Raw genomic sequence first — 16,682 nt, 5'->3', positions numbered from 1 at the left:
CAACCCCTTGCGCCAAGGGGACAATGAAGCTTCAAAGCCTTTCCAAGGAGTTTGCCATGCTCGAGCAAGCTATTCTCGACAAACTGGCCCGGGTGGGCCTCACGGTCTATCGACCGGACCCCGATGCCGAGCATCGTCCCCTGCCTTTGTATCTCTCCCGGATCCCCGCCGGATTTCCTTCCCCAGCGGACGATCATGTAGAGCGCAGCCTGGATTTGCACCGACACCTCCTGGCACACCCGGACGCTTCTTTTTTCCTCCGCATCTCCGGGGATTCCATGCTCGCGTATGGGATCCATGACGGAGACTTGCTCATCGTCGATCGCGCGGTGCAGGCCAAGGAAGGGATGATCGTCGTCGCCGCTCTGGACGGGGAACTCACGGTGAAGCGCCTGGGTAAGCACGCAGGCCAACCCGCCTTACTGCCGGGGAACGATCGCTATGCGCCCATTCCCATCCGCGAGGGCCAGGAGCTCGTGGTCTGGGGGGTGGTGATTCACGTCATTCATAGCTTTGCGCCATGACCCTGGCCCTGGTCGATGCCAACAACTTCTATGTCTCCTGCGAGCGGTTGTTTCAGCCCAGGCTCGAGGGGAAACCTGTGGTGGTGCTGAGCAACAACGATGGCTGTGCCGTGGCCCGCTCCAACGAGGCCAAGGCCCTGGGGGTGACCATGGGTGCCCCGTACTTTCAGTGGGAGAAGCTGGCCAAGCAACACGGCATTGTGGTGCTCTCTTCCAACTATGCCCTCTACGGGGAGCTTTCCGCGCGGCTCATGCGCCTGTTGGGGAATCAGGCCGTGGGTCAGGAGATCTACAGCATCGACGAGTCATTCCTGGAGGTGCCCGTGGCAGATGCAGAGGCTGACTCCTGGGCGCAACACCTTCGCCAGCAGATTCGCAGGCAACTCGGCTTGCCGGTCTGTGTGGGGGTGGCGCCCACCAAAACCTTGGCCAAGGTCTGCAACCACTGGGCCAAAAAGGAACGGACTGCGGAAGGCGTCTGTATCTGGGGAGATCTGGATCCCCAGCAACGGCGCCAATGGTTCCACGAGACCCCGGTCGGAGACCTCTGGGGGGTGGGCAGGAGACTCGCGGCACGGTTGGAAGCCCAGGGGGTGCAGAGCGCGGGAGACTTGGCGCGGACGGACTCCCGCTGGCTGCGACAGCACTACGGTGTGGCCCTGGCGAGAATGCAGCAGGAGTTGCGCGGAGTGCCTTGCTTGTCGTTGGAGGAAGTGTCTCCGCCCCGCCAGCAGATCCAGTGCAGCCGTTCCTTTGGGCGGGCGGTCACCGAGTTCTCCGACGTGTTGGAGAGCCTTTCGCTGCACACCCAGCGCGGTATCGAGAAGCTGCATGAGCAAGCCCTCTGGGCAGGCTCGGTCCAGGTTATGGTCCGCAGTTCTCCCTTTCGCGAGGGATTCTACAGCGGCACGGCACATCGCCGCCTGCCGGAGCCTAGCCGTGATTACCGGGTGTTGTGGGAAGCGGTGCGCAGTGCCGCCGCGGAAGCCTTTCAGCCGGGGGTGTCCTACCAAAAGTCGGGCATCCTGCTCTTCGACCTGCAGGCCCAGGCGCGTACCGGCGACCTGTTTGCTGTCCAGGAGGGGGGCGAGGAACGGGCGGAGCGGCTACAGGAAGCCCTGCAACGAGCGCAGGACCGTTTTGGCAAACACACGTTGGCCCGGGGTGTGGGCGGTCTCCGGCAAGGGCGGGACTGGGCGATGCGCTCCGACCGACGCAGCCCCAGCTATCTCAGTGACTGGTGGTCCTTGCCGGTGGCTTTCGCGAGGTAGAAAGCTGCCGGTCCACCCGGGGTTTGTGGCACAATCCGGTCCAATTACAGAGGAGATCTCATGGTCAGTCGCAGTCACCGAGTTCTGCAACGCCTCGAGGAATGGCTCCCCCTGGCCCGTGGGTTGATGGACCGCGCGGGTAAGGATGCCCAGGACAGCGGCGCCCACCTGATGAATGCAATTTACGAGTGCCTCGAGCACGGGGACCAGGAACTGTTTCAGGGATTTTTGGAGGCCTTGCGTGCCGAGGGCCTGAGCGAGGTCTGGCAATTCATTTGGGACCAGGCCGTAGGCTTTGCTTGCGAGAAGAGCTACACCGACGAGTCTCGCTCGGTGTTGGTGGGGCAGCCGCTGTTGGCCCCCTGGACCGGGCGCTGCACGGCGCAGGACCGCAAGCAGATCACCAAGCTACTCAAAGAGCTGCAGGTTCTGCCCAAGCGCAGTGCCGTCTCTTGGGCGGCGGCGCCGCAGAGTGCCCATTTCCTGCGCGACGTGAGTCCAGTAACTCTCTGGGATTTCAACACGCCCGGGGCCTCCGCTCCGTACTGGTGGACCTATCGCAAGGAGTTCACTCCAGGACTGCAGATCCTGGTGGGACGGGTAGAATTGCCGCCGGGAGCGGACATCGAATGGATGGATCTCGAGGATTTGCGCAACGCCATGGCCAGCGCGTTGAATTGGGCCCCACAAAGCCTGGGCTACCTGGCACCCTTGTTGAAGTTCCTGGAGCACGACGAGGAGGAGACACTGGACCCCTTGGATCAGATGCTGACGAACATGGGGTTTTCCATCCGGCACGCGTTGCAGCACTGGCTGGCCGAAATAGCCGTGCCAACGCAGGAATGCACCGTTCTCTTGGATGCCCATGCGCCGGACAGGCTCGAGGTGTACGTCCAGGCCAAGGGGAAACTCAAAGCGTCCCTGTGTCGCGTGGAGTATGGGGCACCGACTCTGGAACGCGAGAGAATCCTCGACCGGGTACGTGTGGTCCTGTCCGATCTCGGAGTACGGGTGTTGTGGGTGGTAGACTCCGGACGGAATGGGCCAACCTGGGGGGTGCACTAGCCGAAACGTTGAGCCTATTCTAACTAGCCCTCGTTGCCGACTCACCGCCACTACAGATTCGTCATCATACCCCATTACCCAGAAAAAACGGCAATAATCGATAACCAGTGTCTGAAATGCTATTTACAAAACTTGGTTGGAATGGCGGGATTAATCCTCATGGCGTCAACTTCCTTCCTGTGCAATATCTGGTGGGCAGGTGGCTTTTCGAGCAGTCCCGATTCGTACAGACTGGAGTTGGGATGTGAAGTCAGTGAGCGACAGGAATGCAGCGTTAGCGGACGTTCGCGAGATCCAGAATAGATTTATCTGCGAGACAACTGTCGAGTCTGGAATCCATGCCAGCGGTTACTAGAAAGAGGATCAGCTTACTCAAAAAAACCTCCGACTTGGGGGTCGGAGGCAAGCCCTATCGAACAACCACCGCTGAAACTAACCCTTCTTCAAGATTCGTTCTGTCCTTTTGGCAAAACTGGGATCTACCTGTGCCTTGTGCAAGAGCGTCTCATAGGTCACGGGAGATAAATGATAATGCTGTAGCGTGGTGGTGATTTTGTGATCGTAGTGGGCCAGATCCGCACGCTTCTGCGATGCCGCGAGGTGCGGATTCATCAACACTTTGTGTGCCTGCTCATCGACAGGCTGAATAGCCCGAATGGCACTGGCGAAACGCACGAGTTCGTGATGCCCTACGTGGGGACCCTTTCCCGTCATGGCGGGACTCGGTGTCGGAGCCCCTTGGCTGCTGTCTTGGGCCGTGCCCGCCCAAGCCGTACCTCCGGTGACCAGCGCAACCAGCGCGAGTCCGGATAAGACCATCGGTGTTTTTGCCATCGTTTACTCCTCTGGAATCTACATCGGATTAGGGATGCTCCCGGACGCCACGATCTGGGAAGGACCATCACGCCCCGGAGCACGGGGGACACGACTCAGTCTGTCGACGTACCACCGCCATTGACGCTCTGCTGAGCGGAGGGCGACTGCGTCATGCCGCCCCCAGCATGGTCGGAACCACCCGTCGCCATACCACTTTGCTTGCGGTGATGGGTCATGGTTCCATACCCGGAGTTCGAATGCCCCGCGGTCGCTTGTGGAGGCGGATTAGGACTGCCGCTCTGCTGGGATGGTGGTGCGTAGGTCGTTGCTGCAAAGGCTCCGCCGATTCCCAGGGCGGTAACTCCCAGGGCAACGATCGGATAGCGTAGTAACGAACGGTATTTCACAATCCACTCTCCTTACAGTAATCACTGCGATTTGCCAATCGGCGCAATTATCTGCACCGCCCGATCACCGTAACGCGTCGTTATTAGCCCTGTCAAATTCTGGTGATTCTATTAGTATTCATCGAATTGAACACATTACTTCTGATATATCTACAACAGACCGAAGATATACCCTGCCCCTCCCCAGAATCCAACCCATAACGCGGCCCCAAGAATATTCCATAGATAGAACTGCTTGAAGGACGATTCTGCGGATCCGGAGATGTATCCTTGTAGTTGCCGCAGCGGAACTACGAAGCGCCCGAACAGGACGACGATGGGGCCATATTATTCCAGAAAGGCGTGGGTTTTCTGCAACCGATTTGGCGTCACGCCGATCCAACGACCATGACGCCGCAACCAAGATATCCCCAGCCAGCTGCCGATAAAGTACGCAATGAACCACCCAAGAATCGTGGCAACTAAGCTCACTATGAGAACCGCTATCGGGTTGAGCGTGCCTTTGCTCGCGAGGAATCCCGCGGCGATAAGTAGCGTTTCTCCGGGGGCAAGCACCATCCCTGCACTTTCGACAAAGATCCCAATAAATACGATCGGAAGGCCGTATGCCCGGACAATCGGAGACAAAACCCTCACAGCATCTGCCAGATCGCTTTGAACAAACTGAATAATATCAAGCACCATATGCACCAGTTTTTGGCGATGCGCACAGTATCTAACCAATGGCAACCGACTCAGTGCGAGACGGCTTATCAAGATTCCCCTGTGCCCATCCCCAAGAGTATACGCCGAACCGATACGCCATACCATGCCTATTTTTCGCACTTCTCGGCCGACCCGCGATCACTTTATGTCGCCAATGAACGACCTCAACAACGATTACCTAGAATGACTAAGGAACGCGGAATATCGGCGCGTATCAGAAGCAGATTGCATATTAGATTGATCTTATAAAATAATTTTGTCGCTATGCGGCGACATAACTTTTACGATCAACGCGTATCGCGAAAGAATTTCAAAGACTTACTAGCACTTGGCACAACATATGCCTGCTTCTGTGAGAGATACGGAGGTGAAGTTATGCAGTCCCGCGATTTCTTTTCTGTAGGGCACGCTACCGATAGCAGAGACACAAGTAAATATAGCAGACGTGCAACTGTATTACCCAAGGTTTACGCTATGCTTGTTGCAGTGGCCCTGGGTTCCACAACTTTCTCACCCAATGTCGTGGCAAGCGATGATCATACGCGCACCAATCCTCACTACGAGACGTCGATCCTAAAAAACAAATGCGAATACCTTGCAAACACGATGATTGTGGAACTTGACGATCACCACTGGAAGCGTGCGTATAAACTGGCACATAAAATCTACCGCACTGCTCGGAGTATAAAGGGCATAAACCAATATGAATAGCATACCAAACGCATTCGACGCGTCCTATCGCCTCATTCGGTACGACAATATCGATTCGCACTTGGCAACCAGGCATGAAACAAGGATCGGGTAACGCACCTAGCAGCAACGTGCAACGTACCTACGCGCGCCTGGTGTTTTCGCTATTGCATTGGTCCATAGCCGTGCTTGTTGTCTTCCAGGGTGTGCTTGGCGCGGCCAATCTCCGCGTTCCGTGGTTACGTGAGCATCTGGATACCGCGATCGTCGTGCATGAGCAGGTCGGGCTCCTGATTCTCGTGCTCACTTTGTCCCTGCTCTTGACGCGTATCGTTCTCGGAAGGCGGTCTGGCGAAGGGACACCACAGATACATAGGCGTTGGGCACGACTCATCCACGGCTCGTTCTATACCCTCATTATCCTGGAGTGCGGCGTCGGCATCTGGATGATGGGCTTGCTGGGCAAGGGGTTGACCATTGGGCTTTGGCACTGGAGCTTACCAATAACGCCGGATCCGGCGCTGGTATTTCACAGCATACTCCAGATACACGCCGCAATCGCTCTGGCCATGGCAGTGCTAATCGTGATTCACAGCGCAGCCGCGTTATATCACCATTACATATTGCGAGACGATACCCTTATCCGCATGTTACCCAAGCTTAGGATATTACCAAGCGAGGAGACGACGTGAACCAGCACATTCTTCGAGCGCTTGTCTTTAGTATCCTGGGCGCAGGTGGATTGTGGCTTTACGCTGCGTCCAGTTATGCCGAATCCATTCTCTCGCTTCGTGCCGTTGAAGCGTAACCGTTCAAACCGCACCGTACTTCCCGGCCTGACCTGCGCGCCATAACCTGTTCCTGCATTTACATACAGGAGCGCGATATGAAGCAGCGGTACAGCAGGGCCGACTGGCAACGACTGATCGACGAACAAGGGGTCAGCGGCCTGACGCAAAGAGCATTCTGTGCCCAAGCCGGTGTAGCCGTGGCGACCTTTGGTTATTGGAAGCGCAAGCTGCGGGCCGATAGTGCAGGCTTAGCCGAGGATCCCGCCAGTGCCCGAGGCGGCTCATTGAACGATTGGCTCGAGCTGGCACCCGAGGTCTCTGAGCCAGCGCGTGGCTGGCACATCGAGCTCGATCTGGGCAATGGGGTGTGTCTGCGGCTACGCCAAGGCTGACCATGCTGGTCCCCGGGTCGGCCGTCCTCCGGGTATGGCTGTATACGCCGCCTGCGGACCTGCGCAAGTCCTTCGATGGGCTCAGCGCCCTGGTGCGACAGAAGTTAGCCGAGGATCCGGCCAGCGGCCAATTGTTCGTGTTCATCAACCGCAGGCGCACGCAGCTCAAGGTGCTGTACTTCGAGCAGGGCGGTTACTGCCTGTGGAGCAAGCGCCTGGAAGCGGGCCGCTTTTATGTGGATGGCCGGGGCGGTGACAGGCGGATGCTGAGCTGGACGGAGCTGAAGCTGATCATCGAAGGCATCGATCTGTCCTCGCTGCGCCGCTTCAAACGCTTCGAAAAAGGCAGAAATCATAGCCTCGGGAGACCCGAAAAGGTATAATGCCGTGCATGCAACTGTCGGACTGCACAGCAAAAAATACCTTCTCCCCTGGGGGAGATCCGACCGCGGTCATCCAGGCCCTTCGCGCCGAAATCGCCTCGCTCAAACAGCAACTCGACTGGTTCAAGCGGCAGCTGTTCGGGCGCAAGTCCGAGAAGCGGATCCTCGAACATCCCAATCAGCTCGATCTCAGCACTCTGCTGGGCGATGCCCCACCGGCGGCCGATCCTACGCCCACCGAAGAGATCAGCTATCGGCGGCGCAAGCCAAAGCAGCGCAACGCCGACGATGTGACCGATGCCGGTCTGCGCTTCGGCCCCGATGTCCCCGTCGAGGTGATCGAACTCTCCGCGCCCGAGTTCCATGGCCCCGATGCCGATCAGTACGAGGTGATCGATTACCAGATCACCCGCCGTCTGGCCCAGCGTCCCGGCAGCTACGTGGTGCTCGAGTACCGCCGCCCGGTATGGCGGCACAAGGCCTCCTCCAGCCTGCGGGAAGTGCCGGCCCCTGCCGCGGTGTTCGCGGGTAGCCTCGCCGATGTCAGCCTGCTGGCCGGCATCCTGGTGGACAAATTCTGCTACCACCTCCCGCTCTATCGTCAACACCAGCGACTCCAGGACGCCGGTATCACCCTGAGTCGCAGTACGCTGACGAACTACACCCAACGGGCCATTGAGCTCCTGCGCCCCATCTACGATGCTCAGTGGCGGCACATCCTGCAGAGCCGTGTGCTGGCGATGGACGAGACGCCGATCAAGGCGGGGCGCAAGAAGCCGGGTCAGCTGCAGGCCACCTGGTACTGGCCGATCCATGGAGAGGACGACGAGTTGTGCTTTACCTGGTCGACGAGCCGTGGCAGCGCCCACGTGGAGCAACAGCTCGCGGGCTTTGCCGGCGTGCTGCTCAGTGATGGTTATGCGGCCTACGACCGCTATGCCAAATCCCGACCACAGGTGACTCGGGCCCAGTGTTGGGCACACACCCGGCGCTACTTTGAGCGGGCCAAGGACCAGGACCCGGCGGCGCAGGAGGCCCTCACCCGGATCGGCGCACTGTACCGGGTCGAACAGCAGATTCGAGAACAGGGACTCGAAGGCGAACCGAAGCGCGACTACCGCAGCCGCCATGCCGGCCCGATGGCCGAGGCTTTCTTCAGCTGGTGTCACCAGCAACGCCAACGCATGGATCTGCTCAACAGCGATCCTTTGGCCAAGGCCTTGGTCTATGCCGAGAATCACCAGGCTCAGCTCAAGGTCTACCTGAACGATCCCGAGGTGCCCATCGATACCAATCATCTGGAGCGGGCCCTGCGGGTCATCCCGATGGGGCGCAAGAACTGGCTGTTCTGCTGGAGCGAGGTGGGGGCAAGGCACGTTGGCATCATCCAGAGCCTGCTGACCACCTGCCGACTACATCACGTCGATCCCTACACCTACCTGGTGGATGTCCTGCAACGGGTCGCCCTGCACCCGGCCCGAGATGTGGAAGCACTGACCCCACGGGTCTGGAAAGACCGCTTTGCCAACAACCCGCTGCGCTCGGATCTCGACCATGCCCATGGACATTGACGGCCTGAGCTTCGAGGAACTGCTGGAACTCAACCAGCGCGTGGTGGCGCGCCTGAAAATGCTCGAGTCGATGCAGGCGCACCTGGAGATGATGCGCTTCCATCCCGGTCAGCGCGTCAGCTTTGCCCACCAGGGGGGACGCTTGATGGGCACGGTGGTCAAGTATAACCGCAAGACCGTCACCGTGGTCACCGACAACCGCCAGAGCTGGAATGTCCCACCCCATCTGCTCTCACCGGTAAAGGACGCCAGACCCACCCAACCCCACCAGCCGACCGCCGATAAAAAACGACTCAGATAACCTCGCTTGGGACAATAGCGGTCTAGTTTGGACGGTTACGTTGAAGCAGAAGCGAGTAAGACGCCAGTGGCGAGAGAGAAATATAATGACATATTGGCGTCGAAGGATAATATTGCCATGCTTCGGGCAGAAAGTTCGGCCATCTTTCAGGGCCGAGTAACGTTGGGCAGATATACCCATTTCAACTATGACGGAATCCCTCGCGGATATGTTGCTAAACCTAAAATAGGATTCAAATACTATCTGTTCGGCGGCAATAAATATCTGCGACACATCATAGATCAGGCGCAACCAGAATACTACAAGCAGATATCCGCGTACGATAAAACGATCCGCGATACAAAACTAGCTATTGCCAAAGCGTATCTAAGCTATTGGCGTAGCTATACACTAGAGCAGCAGTACGCACGACTGTTCAAAGACGACAGCTACGCAAGACGAATGGCAAGGAAGCTTGGAGGTATATTTACTCGGATGCGATTGAGCATATATCTTCAGGGGATGAAGTCCCGGATCGCTCTTCACAATCTCTCGCGTATTATTGGCAAGCAGTTGCCCGCATTAATTCCGATTGTACCGTTGGTTGACAAGCTTCACAAAAAGGACAAAACGTCATTCATGCGTGCACATCCAGGTATCGCTGGTCTGATCCGATATTATCACGATCAAAAGAAGCTGGGACTATTACGATTTGTTAACATAAAATTCAAGGCGTTTGTCCGCCCCTCTTACTATCCGTCGGCGGGACGCACCAAGCTGGCCCTCATAGCGGGTGCGTATATCAATATGCCGTTCGATATTTTTGGGGCAGAACGACACGCAGACGCCGCTCTCGCGGCGGAGCGTGAGAATATTATACTGAAACTGCAGAATGATAATCTTGCATCTTTACAAAGCGCAAAGATACGGCAACTTCGCATACCCATGTATCAAAAAGCGCGCACCTATTGGCGGTCCAAAGCAAAGAATAGCCTGCGATTATTTTCTCATACAGCTAAGACAATAAAAGGCGGCCATCACCAAAAAGCGCGTCTGCTTGCGAGGTATTTGCGCATCTATCGGTCAGCGACTATGAATTGGGTGAAGGCAACTAAGCGTCTCGTTCTGGCCACGTATGGTCAATGACAGGACTGGTAGCGCGTATGTTGAGGCGACATTTGTCTCTCAATTCCTTTTTGGCGTTACAGGCGACGTCGAGGAAGGCTAGCATTATGGCCAGCTTCCAGTCTGGAACGGATTGTATCTCAAGCGGCTATATATCGCACGCCGCGGACCAGTTCCTTCTGTCGCGCTTCCCGCAGGTCGAAGGTCATCTGCATACGCAGCCAAAACTCTGCTTCTATCCCCAGCGCTGCTTCTAAGCGGAGCGCCATTTCGATGCTGATGCCCGCCCTTCCATTCAATACGGCCGATAAGGATTGTCGCGTCACGTTAAGCGCTTTGGCAGCGTCTGTGACGCTCATCCCCTCAGGTAAGTATTCTCGCAAAACCTCACCTGGATGTGCAGGTTTATGCATTTCGCTCATAACGCCACCTCAGCGATTATCCATGTAATCAGTTCCGCATGAATTCCTTCAAAGCGAAAGATCACCCGCCATTTTCCATTCACCCGAACCGACCAGTATCCTTGGTAGTCTCCTGTCAATCGATGCAAACGCCACCGAGGTGCACTCATTTGCCCGGCTCCTTCCGTTGCTTCGAGGACAGTTAACACGACTCCCAGTTTGGCAGCATGGTCCGGTAGACCCCGCCTTGCCGCCACTGTAGAAAAACGCCTCAACGCCCTTGTGGCGGAACGATCGCGTCATGTTCATACTATAATCCGTCGCGCGACACTTGTCATCAGCGCAAAAGTCCGGCAGTATCCATACGTGCGTTTCGTGGAGGTCACCTGACTTACGCCTGCCAACTGATGAATTCGTACCATAGAACGGCATGACAACGAAATCCTTTGGAACAACTTGGTGGGGCGCACAGTGGTTACAAGCACTGACGCACATCGACTACGATAATCGGCTGCCGCGCGGTCGCGGTTACGCCAACCGTGGGGCTGTGACTAGCCTAAAAATGCATGGCGGTCATATCGAAGCTCTTGTCCAAGGCTCACGAGCACGGCCTTATAAGGTAGCGATCGACGTACCGCCGATACCCGCTGTGCAAGCAGACTCCTTGATCGACGGTCTCAGTCGGGATCCTTGGATTCTTTCCCAACTTCTCAACCGGGAACTGGACCCCGCCGTTCTCTCTTTTGCCGATTCTCTGGGTATCTCCGTCTTTCCCTCGCAATGGAAGGATTTGTCCATGCAGTGCACCTGCCCGGACTGGGCCGTCCCCTGCAAACATATCGCGGCTGTGATCTATTTGTTGAGCCGTGAGATTGATGGCAATCCGTTTTTGGTATTTGCGCTGAAAGGTGTAGACCTTGTCGCTGCGCTGCAGGATCGGCATATTCATATTGCCCGCGAGGCGGAGTCCGCGCTGCCTACTGTTGAATCATTGTGCTCGGCATCTGGCGAAGCGATCCCCTTTCAGGTTCCTGCCGAGCCTTCCGATCCTCTTTTCGCCTTCGATTACACCACCCTGCCAGAACTTGGCAAGACTCTAGTGCAGATTCTGCCTGCCCAGCCGATATTCTTTCCTGGCGTGGATTTTCGCGCCACGTATGGCGCCATGCTTCAGCGAATTGCCCGATCGGCCCGCAGGATCCTCGAATCCCCGATAAAAGAAGATTCGGATCTCAGCTGGGTACCCGATGCAGTTCGCCTCACGCTGGATAATCAGTACGCGGTAAGGCTCCAAGGACAAGCTGGACCAGAGGATTGGGCAGAATGGGTCTCGCGTCTTGGCACGGTTCGTCCAGTGGATTTGCCGGATCTTCCACTTTCCGTCAGAGGTCTCTATCACGGATACATGGCGGCTTTGCACTTGCTAGCCCGGGGAGCAGTAGTCCCACAGATTTTCGCGCTCCCCAAGGACCGGGTTGCTATCCGCTGGCTTCCCGCGCTCATGGACGAGCGTGTACGCGATCTGCTGATCCAGCTGGCCATCTCAGGACCGCTTAATCTGCTCTTCTGTAATTTCGGCAAAAAGCCTTTCACATTGTCGCCAGAACTTCAGGCTATGACCGTTTGCAGTCTTTTTTTGGATGCATTGATCAGCAGATTAACCTATGCAGATGGTGGCATGCGGGATGGTGTTCCCATCACGAATCTATTCTTTTGTTCTTTGCGTGGTCGGTTCTCTGGTCCTGGAGAAGGTGCCATTGCCTCGGGAATACAAGCCTGGCTTGCTCGCCTGCACTGGACCCGACTAAAAAAGGCGCCAATCCTTTGGCTCGAGGAGTCCACGGAGGACTTTGCGCTTTCTTTGGCGGTAGAGGATCGGGAAGCCCCTTTGGGAATGCCGCCGATACCCATGGCCAACTTTTTGACGGACGAACAGTGGACGAATTCCAGATATCCGGTCTTGCAAACTGCCTCGCTCCTTGCGACCTATTTCCCCCCGCTCAAAAGCTATCTACAGAACGCTGCCACTACGCCCATTCCAGTCGGGGCGGAGACACTGCCGGACTTATTACAGAGCACCCTGCCGACCCTGCGGCTGTTGGGTATTCGTACCGTTCTTCCCAAAGGATTGGCCGAGTTGTTACGTCCCCGGGTCTCCCTGTGCATGCGAAGTCAGGCAGGCCATCATCAGGGTATGCTCAATATCGATGATCTATTTCAGTTCGACTGGGTGGTGGCTATCGGTGACCATCAGCTGACCCCGGAAGAATTTGAGACGCTGGTATCGAATAGCCAAGGTCTCCTGCGGTTCCGTGGTGCGTATGTGTTATTGGACCCCAGCGATATCGAGCGGCTGCGCGCAGAACTCCAGAAGCCACCGGTGCTTTCTGGACACGAGGCCTTACGAGCTGGTTTGGCCGAGGAGTACTGTGGACATCCCGTCTACCTTGATGAGGCCACGCGCGAGCTACTACGGCAACTGCGGGAGGTCGATACGATACCTCCCCCCGCGGACCTGCACGCTACCTTGCGCCCCTACCAACAACGCGGTTTTGCCTGGCTATACCGGAATTTTCGAGCGGGCTTTGGCAGTGTAATCGCCGACGATATGGGCTTGGGCAAGACGCTGCAGGTGCTTGCTTTGCTCTGTCAACTCAAAGAGGAAGGGGAGTTGGCGGACGGCAAGGTACTAATTGTCGTTCCGACCAGCCTGCTGACCAACTGGTTTAAGGAAATCCAGCGGTTCACCCCCTCTCTGACCGTCCAAGTATTTCATGGCGTGGACCGTACCTTGAGCACGGATCGTTCCGACATCTTGCTCACGACCTATGGTGTCGTGCGGTCCGATGCCCCTCGTCTCAAGAAACTGCCTTGGCGCGTGGTGGTGGTAGACGAAGCGCAGAACATCAAGAATCCCGCAGCGTCCCAGACCAGGGCAGCTAAGTCCATACCAGCCCGATCGTTCATCGCCATGAGCGGCACCCCCGTTGAAAATCGCTTGTCCGAATACTGGAGCATCCTGGATTTTGCCAACCGGGGATTGTTTGGACCCCTGGCACGCTTCACCAAAGAATTTGCCGTTCCTATCGAGCGGAATCGGGATCAGCATGCGATCCACAAGTTCCAAAAAGTTACCGCACCTTTTCTGCTTCGACGAGTCAAATTAGATAGACAGATCATCAGCGACCTGCCCGATAAGATCGAGCAAGACGAATACGCTACTCTCACAGACGCACAAGCCGCCTTATATGAATCCGTGGTGCGGGAATCGCTCCAGGTGATCCGGGGAGAGTCCGACACCTTCCACCGAAAGGGGCTCGTGCTACAGATGATTTTAGCCCTCAAGCAAGTCTGTAATCATCCTGCCCATTACTTGAAGGAACAGGGGGATAGGGGCCCATCGATTTCTGGAAAGGCCTCGCTACTCCTGGATTTGCTGGAACCCATTCTTGCTAACCACGAAAAATGTCTGATCTTTACCCAGTTTCGGGAAATGGGAGAATTGCTGCGTCCTTGGATTCGAGAGGCAACAGGTCATCTGCCACCGTTTCTACATGGTGGGGTCACCCGAAAGCAACGCGATGTCATGGTCGATAAATTTCAACAGGATCCCAGAGAGCGTATCCTGATTTTGTCTCTCAAAGCTGGAGGCACAGGGCTAAATTTGACGGCAGCCTCTCATGTCGTTCACTATGATCTCTGGTGGAATCCAGCGGTGGAAGCGCAGGCCACAGACCGCGCCTACCGCATTGGTCAACAGCGAAATGTCCAAGTACATCGGCTGATCACCAGAGCTACTTTCGAGGAACGCATCAACGAACTCATGAAAACAAAGCGGGATTTAGCCAACCTAACCGTCGGTGCTGGAGAACAATGGATTGGTAATCTCAGCGATACTGAGCTACAAGAGGTATTCCAACTTGGGTAGCTCACCGCCGTATATGGACGGTCGCAAGAGCAGGACTGCAGCGGAAGCTGCCGTTCATGAGATCCACATTATCGACTCGGGAGTATGCTATTTCTCAGGATTGTCCAACATGGAATACCACTTCTGAAAGGCCACCAAACTCCAGATAGATTCTACGATGCCAAAGGGCCACGTTCCGGCAAGAAACCCGTAGATCGCAGAACCGATGCAGCTTATACCAAATGCTAGAGTAAACCACGATGATTTTTGCTCCAGAGCATAAAATATCATCATCCGAGTGACCACCGATGCGCCGTATATCGTCAGGAGAGTCACGTTTTCCTCCCGTTTTGCGAATCAAAGCCCTACCACTAAGGCGAGCCCTAGAATCATGAGAATGAGCGGGCTCAATCGTTCGCCATTACGATCCAGCCAAGCCCACCGCCAGCGTAGACCCAGCCACGTAGCGAGCCAGACCAAGAGTAGGATAAGGACCAGCGTCGCCAGGGAATAGGTCAGCAGCACCGCCGTAATGGCCAGCGTTCCCAGCGGCAGTGCTGCGATGAGCACTGGGACAAAAGCCCCATCTGGAGAGGCCGCAACCCCAGCGACCATCAAGGTCCACCAAGAGCGTCCCAACGATGCATGCCCTGTGTGGTCATGCCCATGATGGTCGTGGTCGTGGTCTTGGTCTTGGTCGTGAAGGTGAGGGTGAGGGTGAGGGTGAGGGTGAGGGTGAGGGTGAGGGGCGCCACGTATCATCTGCCAAAGCAGAAGCCCAGCACCGGTCATGAGTAAGATGCCTCCCAGGATCTCGTCCTGATACCGAGCAAAATGCGCAAAGTTTCCCTCAAGGCCGTATCCCAGCGCCAAAAGAATGACCCCAAGGATGAGAGAACCCGCGATGTGACCGAAACCGGCCCACGCCGCAACCCGCAGAGCTCGTCGCATGGGCCATCTTTGGGTGCGTGCGAGCATCGCAATGGGCATCCAGTGATCGGGAAGGATCGCGTGAAAGAAGGCTACCAAAAAAGCGGCCAGCAGGAGCAACAGCAGCGTAGAAGACATGAAGAGCTCCCGTGATCAGGGCAAGAAATAACAGGCGAAGGCCGCTTTGATACTCGCTATCGGTTCGTCTGCATCCCCGTCCTGGATAACATCTACCAAGCAGTGATCCAGGTGATCTTCAAAAACCATCCGGGCGACCTTATCCAAAGCGGCGCGCGCTGCGGCCATCTGATTCAGGACTTCTGGGCAATCGCGGTCTTCCTCCAGCATTTGCCGGATACCGCGGACCTGGCCTTCCAGACGGGCCATGCGCTGCAGGATGGCCCGTCGATCGTGTGCCGACATACCTATACCCCCTAACAGTATTTAAACGCAGAGTGGATACCCGCGCGCAGGAGTCTGTCAAGGCATTACCGGAGGTGTACATCTGCTCTATATGGGCTTGTAATAGTTCCGTGTTTTCTCGCACATAGGAGATCGTCACGATAAAGCGTGCCCAGAATTATCCCCTTTTGCACGCCGATTGATAAACGAATACCACAAATACCTGTGGGCTGATTTCAAAAAATAACTCTTTATTGTCGTTACTTAATCTCTGTTAGTTTTTGATTGTTTCTCGGTAAAGTCGGGAACAACGAGGCGATACCCAATTCCAAGCTCAGTGAGCAGGAATTGGGGAAGGCTTGCATCGCTTTCGATTTTCTCACGCAGCCTTTGCACGTATATACGTACGTAATGCGTGTGTTCCTCATGCGTGTGGCCCCAAATGGCGTTCAGGATACGCTTACTCGGAACGATGGTTCCGCAGTTGCGTAAGAGAATGCGCATGAGTTGGTACTCCTTATTGGTGAGCAGAATTTCCCGTTCCCCGATCACCAGCACGCGTCTGTTGTCGTCCAATCGCCATTCTCCCCGCACTATAGCGCCCTCGTTCGTCGTGACATGAACCCTTCTGAGGTGCGCTTGGAGACGAGCCATCAGTTCCCCATAATGAAAGGGTTTGGTTAGATAGTCGTCAGCACCTAGCTGAAAGGCCTGAATCTTATCCGCTTCGTTTCCACGAGCCGAGACCACAATAATCACCTGATCGGCCGACTGCGTTCTAAACCACGGAATCAGATCCAAGCCGTCCCGATCCGGAAGCCCCAAGTCCAAGAAGACGACCGAATAGGGCGTGCGTTCGTGCGCGCGGCGCTGGCGCACGGCCCGCTGTGCTGCGGCCGCCGATGTCTCCCAATCCACAAGGTACGTATCCCCGAGGCGCAGATTATTCTCGAGGAGTCTACCGATACGCAAGTCGTCCTCAACCACGAGTATTGCCAATTTGTTCTCCATACCGTTTTAGC

General features: G+C 56.2%; 18 protein-coding genes. 10 read left to right on the top strand and 8 right to left on the bottom strand.

Features of this window, described 5'->3' with window-relative positions; genetic code table 11:
• Positions 1 to 56: 56 nt before the first annotated feature.
• The 3 genes from ACAty_RS01200 to ACAty_RS01190 are packed head-to-tail and all read left to right on the top strand — an operon-like array spanning position 57 to position 2,860.
• The gene (locus ACAty_RS01200) at positions 57 to 524 is read left to right on the top strand and encodes a LexA family protein (RefSeq protein WP_004870134.1); all 468 of its coding nucleotides are present in this window, start codon (positions 57 to 59) and stop codon (positions 522 to 524) included.
• Positions 521 to 1,795: a Y-family DNA polymerase gene (locus ACAty_RS01195; protein ID WP_004870132.1), complete on the top strand. Its 1,275-nt coding sequence runs from the start codon at positions 521 to 523 to the stop codon at positions 1,793 to 1,795. Before ACAty_RS01200 ends, ACAty_RS01195 begins: the two co-directional genes overlap by 4 nt.
• A 60-nt stretch (positions 1,796 to 1,855) precedes the next feature.
• Positions 1,856 to 2,860 (top strand): hypothetical protein, encoded by a 1,005-nt coding sequence (locus tag ACAty_RS01190; RefSeq protein ID WP_004870130.1) that lies wholly within the window; start codon positions 1,856 to 1,858, stop codon positions 2,858 to 2,860.
• A 432-nt stretch (positions 2,861 to 3,292) separates the two neighbouring features.
• On the opposite strand, the gene ACAty_RS01185 is transcribed toward ACAty_RS01190, so the two are convergent.
• Together ACAty_RS01185 and ACAty_RS16330 are read right to left on the bottom strand one after the other, a co-directional pair.
• The gene (locus ACAty_RS01185; protein WP_051620706.1) at positions 3,293 to 3,694 is read right to left on the bottom strand and encodes a DUF4168 domain-containing protein; all 402 of its coding nucleotides are present in this window, start codon (positions 3,692 to 3,694) and stop codon (positions 3,293 to 3,295) included.
• A 716-nt stretch (positions 3,695 to 4,410) separates the two neighbouring features.
• Entirely contained in the window at positions 4,411 to 4,767 is a 357-nt protein-coding gene (locus tag ACAty_RS16330) for a DedA family protein (RefSeq protein WP_226859608.1), read from the bottom strand.
• An 842-nt stretch (positions 4,768 to 5,609) separates the two neighbouring features.
• Here ACAty_RS16330 and ACAty_RS14765 point away from each other — a divergent pair.
• The 6 genes from ACAty_RS14765 (at position 5,610) to ACAty_RS01150 (ending at position 10,041) form a co-directional block, all read left to right on the top strand.
• Positions 5,610 to 6,170, top strand: coding sequence for a cytochrome b (locus tag ACAty_RS14765; protein ID WP_051620702.1), 561 nt, complete (start codon positions 5,610 to 5,612; stop codon positions 6,168 to 6,170).
• 194 nt (positions 6,171 to 6,364) lie between these two features.
• Positions 6,365 to 6,661 (top strand): IS66 family insertion sequence element accessory protein TnpA, encoded by a 297-nt coding sequence (tnpA, locus tag ACAty_RS01170; RefSeq protein ID WP_004867952.1) that lies wholly within the window; start codon positions 6,365 to 6,367, stop codon positions 6,659 to 6,661.
• Positions 6,637 to 7,044: an IS66 family insertion sequence element accessory protein TnpB gene (gene tnpB, locus ACAty_RS01165; protein ID WP_153801812.1), complete on the top strand. Its 408-nt coding sequence runs from the start codon at positions 6,637 to 6,639 to the stop codon at positions 7,042 to 7,044. Before tnpA ends, tnpB begins: the two co-directional genes overlap by 25 nt.
• An 8-nt stretch (positions 7,045 to 7,052) precedes the next feature.
• Positions 7,053 to 8,615 carry an IS66 family transposase gene (gene tnpC, locus ACAty_RS01160; protein ID WP_004870123.1) on the top strand — a complete coding sequence of 521 codons (1,563 nt, stop codon included), beginning with the start codon at positions 7,053 to 7,055 and terminating at the stop codon, positions 8,613 to 8,615.
• A complete protein-coding gene (locus tag ACAty_RS01155) occupies positions 8,605 to 8,916 on the top strand; it encodes a hypothetical protein (protein WP_004870122.1) in 312 nt (103 codons plus the stop codon). The genes tnpC and ACAty_RS01155 overlap by 11 nt, the downstream gene beginning before the upstream one ends.
• A gap of 117 nt (positions 8,917 to 9,033) precedes the next feature.
• The gene (locus tag ACAty_RS01150) at positions 9,034 to 10,041 is read left to right on the top strand and encodes a hypothetical protein (protein WP_004870120.1); all 1,008 of its coding nucleotides are present in this window, start codon (positions 9,034 to 9,036) and stop codon (positions 10,039 to 10,041) included.
• A 119-nt stretch (positions 10,042 to 10,160) separates the two neighbouring features.
• Here ACAty_RS01150 and ACAty_RS01145 read toward each other — a convergent pair whose 3' ends face one another.
• Complete coding sequence (locus ACAty_RS01145) at positions 10,161 to 10,442, bottom strand: HigA family addiction module antitoxin (protein WP_038471449.1); 282 nt, start codon at positions 10,440 to 10,442, stop codon at positions 10,161 to 10,163.
• Entirely contained in the window at positions 10,439 to 10,696 is a 258-nt protein-coding gene (locus ACAty_RS16720) for a type II toxin-antitoxin system RelE/ParE family toxin (RefSeq protein WP_226823048.1), read from the bottom strand. Before ACAty_RS16720 ends, ACAty_RS01145 begins: the two co-directional genes overlap by 4 nt.
• 389 nt (positions 10,697 to 11,085) lie before the next feature.
• Here ACAty_RS16720 and ACAty_RS01140 point away from each other — a divergent pair, with 389 nt between their 5' ends.
• Complete coding sequence (locus ACAty_RS01140; RefSeq protein WP_226824137.1) at positions 11,086 to 14,349, top strand: DEAD/DEAH box helicase; 3,264 nt, start codon at positions 11,086 to 11,088, stop codon at positions 14,347 to 14,349.
• Positions 14,350 to 14,685: 336 nt separating this feature from the next.
• Here the strand turns inward: ACAty_RS01140 and ACAty_RS01130 are convergent, their stop codons facing one another.
• The 4 genes from ACAty_RS01130 to ACAty_RS01120 all read right to left on the bottom strand — a co-directional run bounded on the left by ACAty_RS01130 (position 14,686) and on the right by ACAty_RS01120 (position 16,671).
• The gene (locus ACAty_RS01130) at positions 14,686 to 14,943 is read right to left on the bottom strand and encodes a hypothetical protein (protein ID WP_004868019.1); all 258 of its coding nucleotides are present in this window, start codon (positions 14,941 to 14,943) and stop codon (positions 14,686 to 14,688) included.
• Entirely contained in the window at positions 14,943 to 15,083 is a 141-nt protein-coding gene (locus ACAty_RS16050) for a hypothetical protein (protein ID WP_004870110.1), read from the bottom strand. Before ACAty_RS16050 ends, ACAty_RS01130 begins: the two co-directional genes overlap by 1 nt.
• Before the next feature lie 328 nt (positions 15,084 to 15,411).
• Positions 15,412 to 15,681 (bottom strand): metal-sensitive transcriptional regulator, encoded by a 270-nt coding sequence (locus ACAty_RS01125; protein WP_004870107.1) that lies wholly within the window; start codon positions 15,679 to 15,681, stop codon positions 15,412 to 15,414.
• Between the two features lie 243 nt (positions 15,682 to 15,924).
• Positions 15,925 to 16,671 carry a response regulator gene (locus ACAty_RS01120; protein ID WP_004870104.1) on the bottom strand — a complete coding sequence of 249 codons (747 nt, stop codon included), beginning with the start codon at positions 16,669 to 16,671 and terminating at the stop codon, positions 15,925 to 15,927.
• Positions 16,672 to 16,682: the final 11 nt, after the last annotated feature.

It is taken from the genome of Acidithiobacillus caldus ATCC 51756 (assembly GCF_000175575.2).
Taxonomy (GTDB): Bacteria; Pseudomonadota; Gammaproteobacteria; order Acidithiobacillales; family Acidithiobacillaceae; genus Acidithiobacillus_A; species Acidithiobacillus_A caldus.
Note: the sequence above shows the minus strand (reverse complement) of the source record. Positions and strands in the feature narration are given on the sequence as shown.

Bases quoted from the DNA above. Each gene is read 5' to 3' on its own strand.
- ACAty_RS01125 (WP_004870107.1), bottom strand. From the start codon at position 15,681: ATGTCGGCACACGATCGACGGGCCATCCTGCAGCGCATGGCCCGTCTG.
- ACAty_RS01130 (WP_004868019.1), bottom strand. From the start codon at position 14,943: ATGGTCGCTGGGGTTGCGGCCTCTCCAGATGGGGCTTTTGTCCCAGTG.
- ACAty_RS01200 (WP_004870134.1), top strand. From the start codon at position 57: ATGCTCGAGCAAGCTATTCTCGACAAACTGGCCCGGGTGGGCCTCACG.
- ACAty_RS01155 (WP_004870122.1), top strand. From the start codon at position 8,605: ATGGACATTGACGGCCTGAGCTTCGAGGAACTGCTGGAACTCAACCAG.
- ACAty_RS01145 (WP_038471449.1), bottom strand. From the start codon at position 10,442: ATGAGCGAAATGCATAAACCTGCACATCCAGGTGAGGTTTTGCGAGAA.
- ACAty_RS01195 (WP_004870132.1), top strand. From the start codon at position 521: ATGACCCTGGCCCTGGTCGATGCCAACAACTTCTATGTCTCCTGCGAG.
- tnpC (WP_004870123.1), top strand. From the start codon at position 7,053: ATGCAACTGTCGGACTGCACAGCAAAAAATACCTTCTCCCCTGGGGGA.
- ACAty_RS01120 (WP_004870104.1), bottom strand. From the start codon at position 16,671: ATGGAGAACAAATTGGCAATACTCGTGGTTGAGGACGACTTGCGTATC.
- tnpA (WP_004867952.1), top strand. From the start codon at position 6,365: ATGAAGCAGCGGTACAGCAGGGCCGACTGGCAACGACTGATCGACGAA.
- ACAty_RS16330 (WP_226859608.1), bottom strand. From the start codon at position 4,767: ATGGTGCTTGATATTATTCAGTTTGTTCAAAGCGATCTGGCAGATGCT.
- ACAty_RS01150 (WP_004870120.1), top strand. From the start codon at position 9,034: ATGCTTCGGGCAGAAAGTTCGGCCATCTTTCAGGGCCGAGTAACGTTG.
- ACAty_RS01190 (WP_004870130.1), top strand. From the start codon at position 1,856: ATGGTCAGTCGCAGTCACCGAGTTCTGCAACGCCTCGAGGAATGGCTC.
- ACAty_RS01185 (WP_051620706.1), bottom strand. From the start codon at position 3,694: ATGGCAAAAACACCGATGGTCTTATCCGGACTCGCGCTGGTTGCGCTG.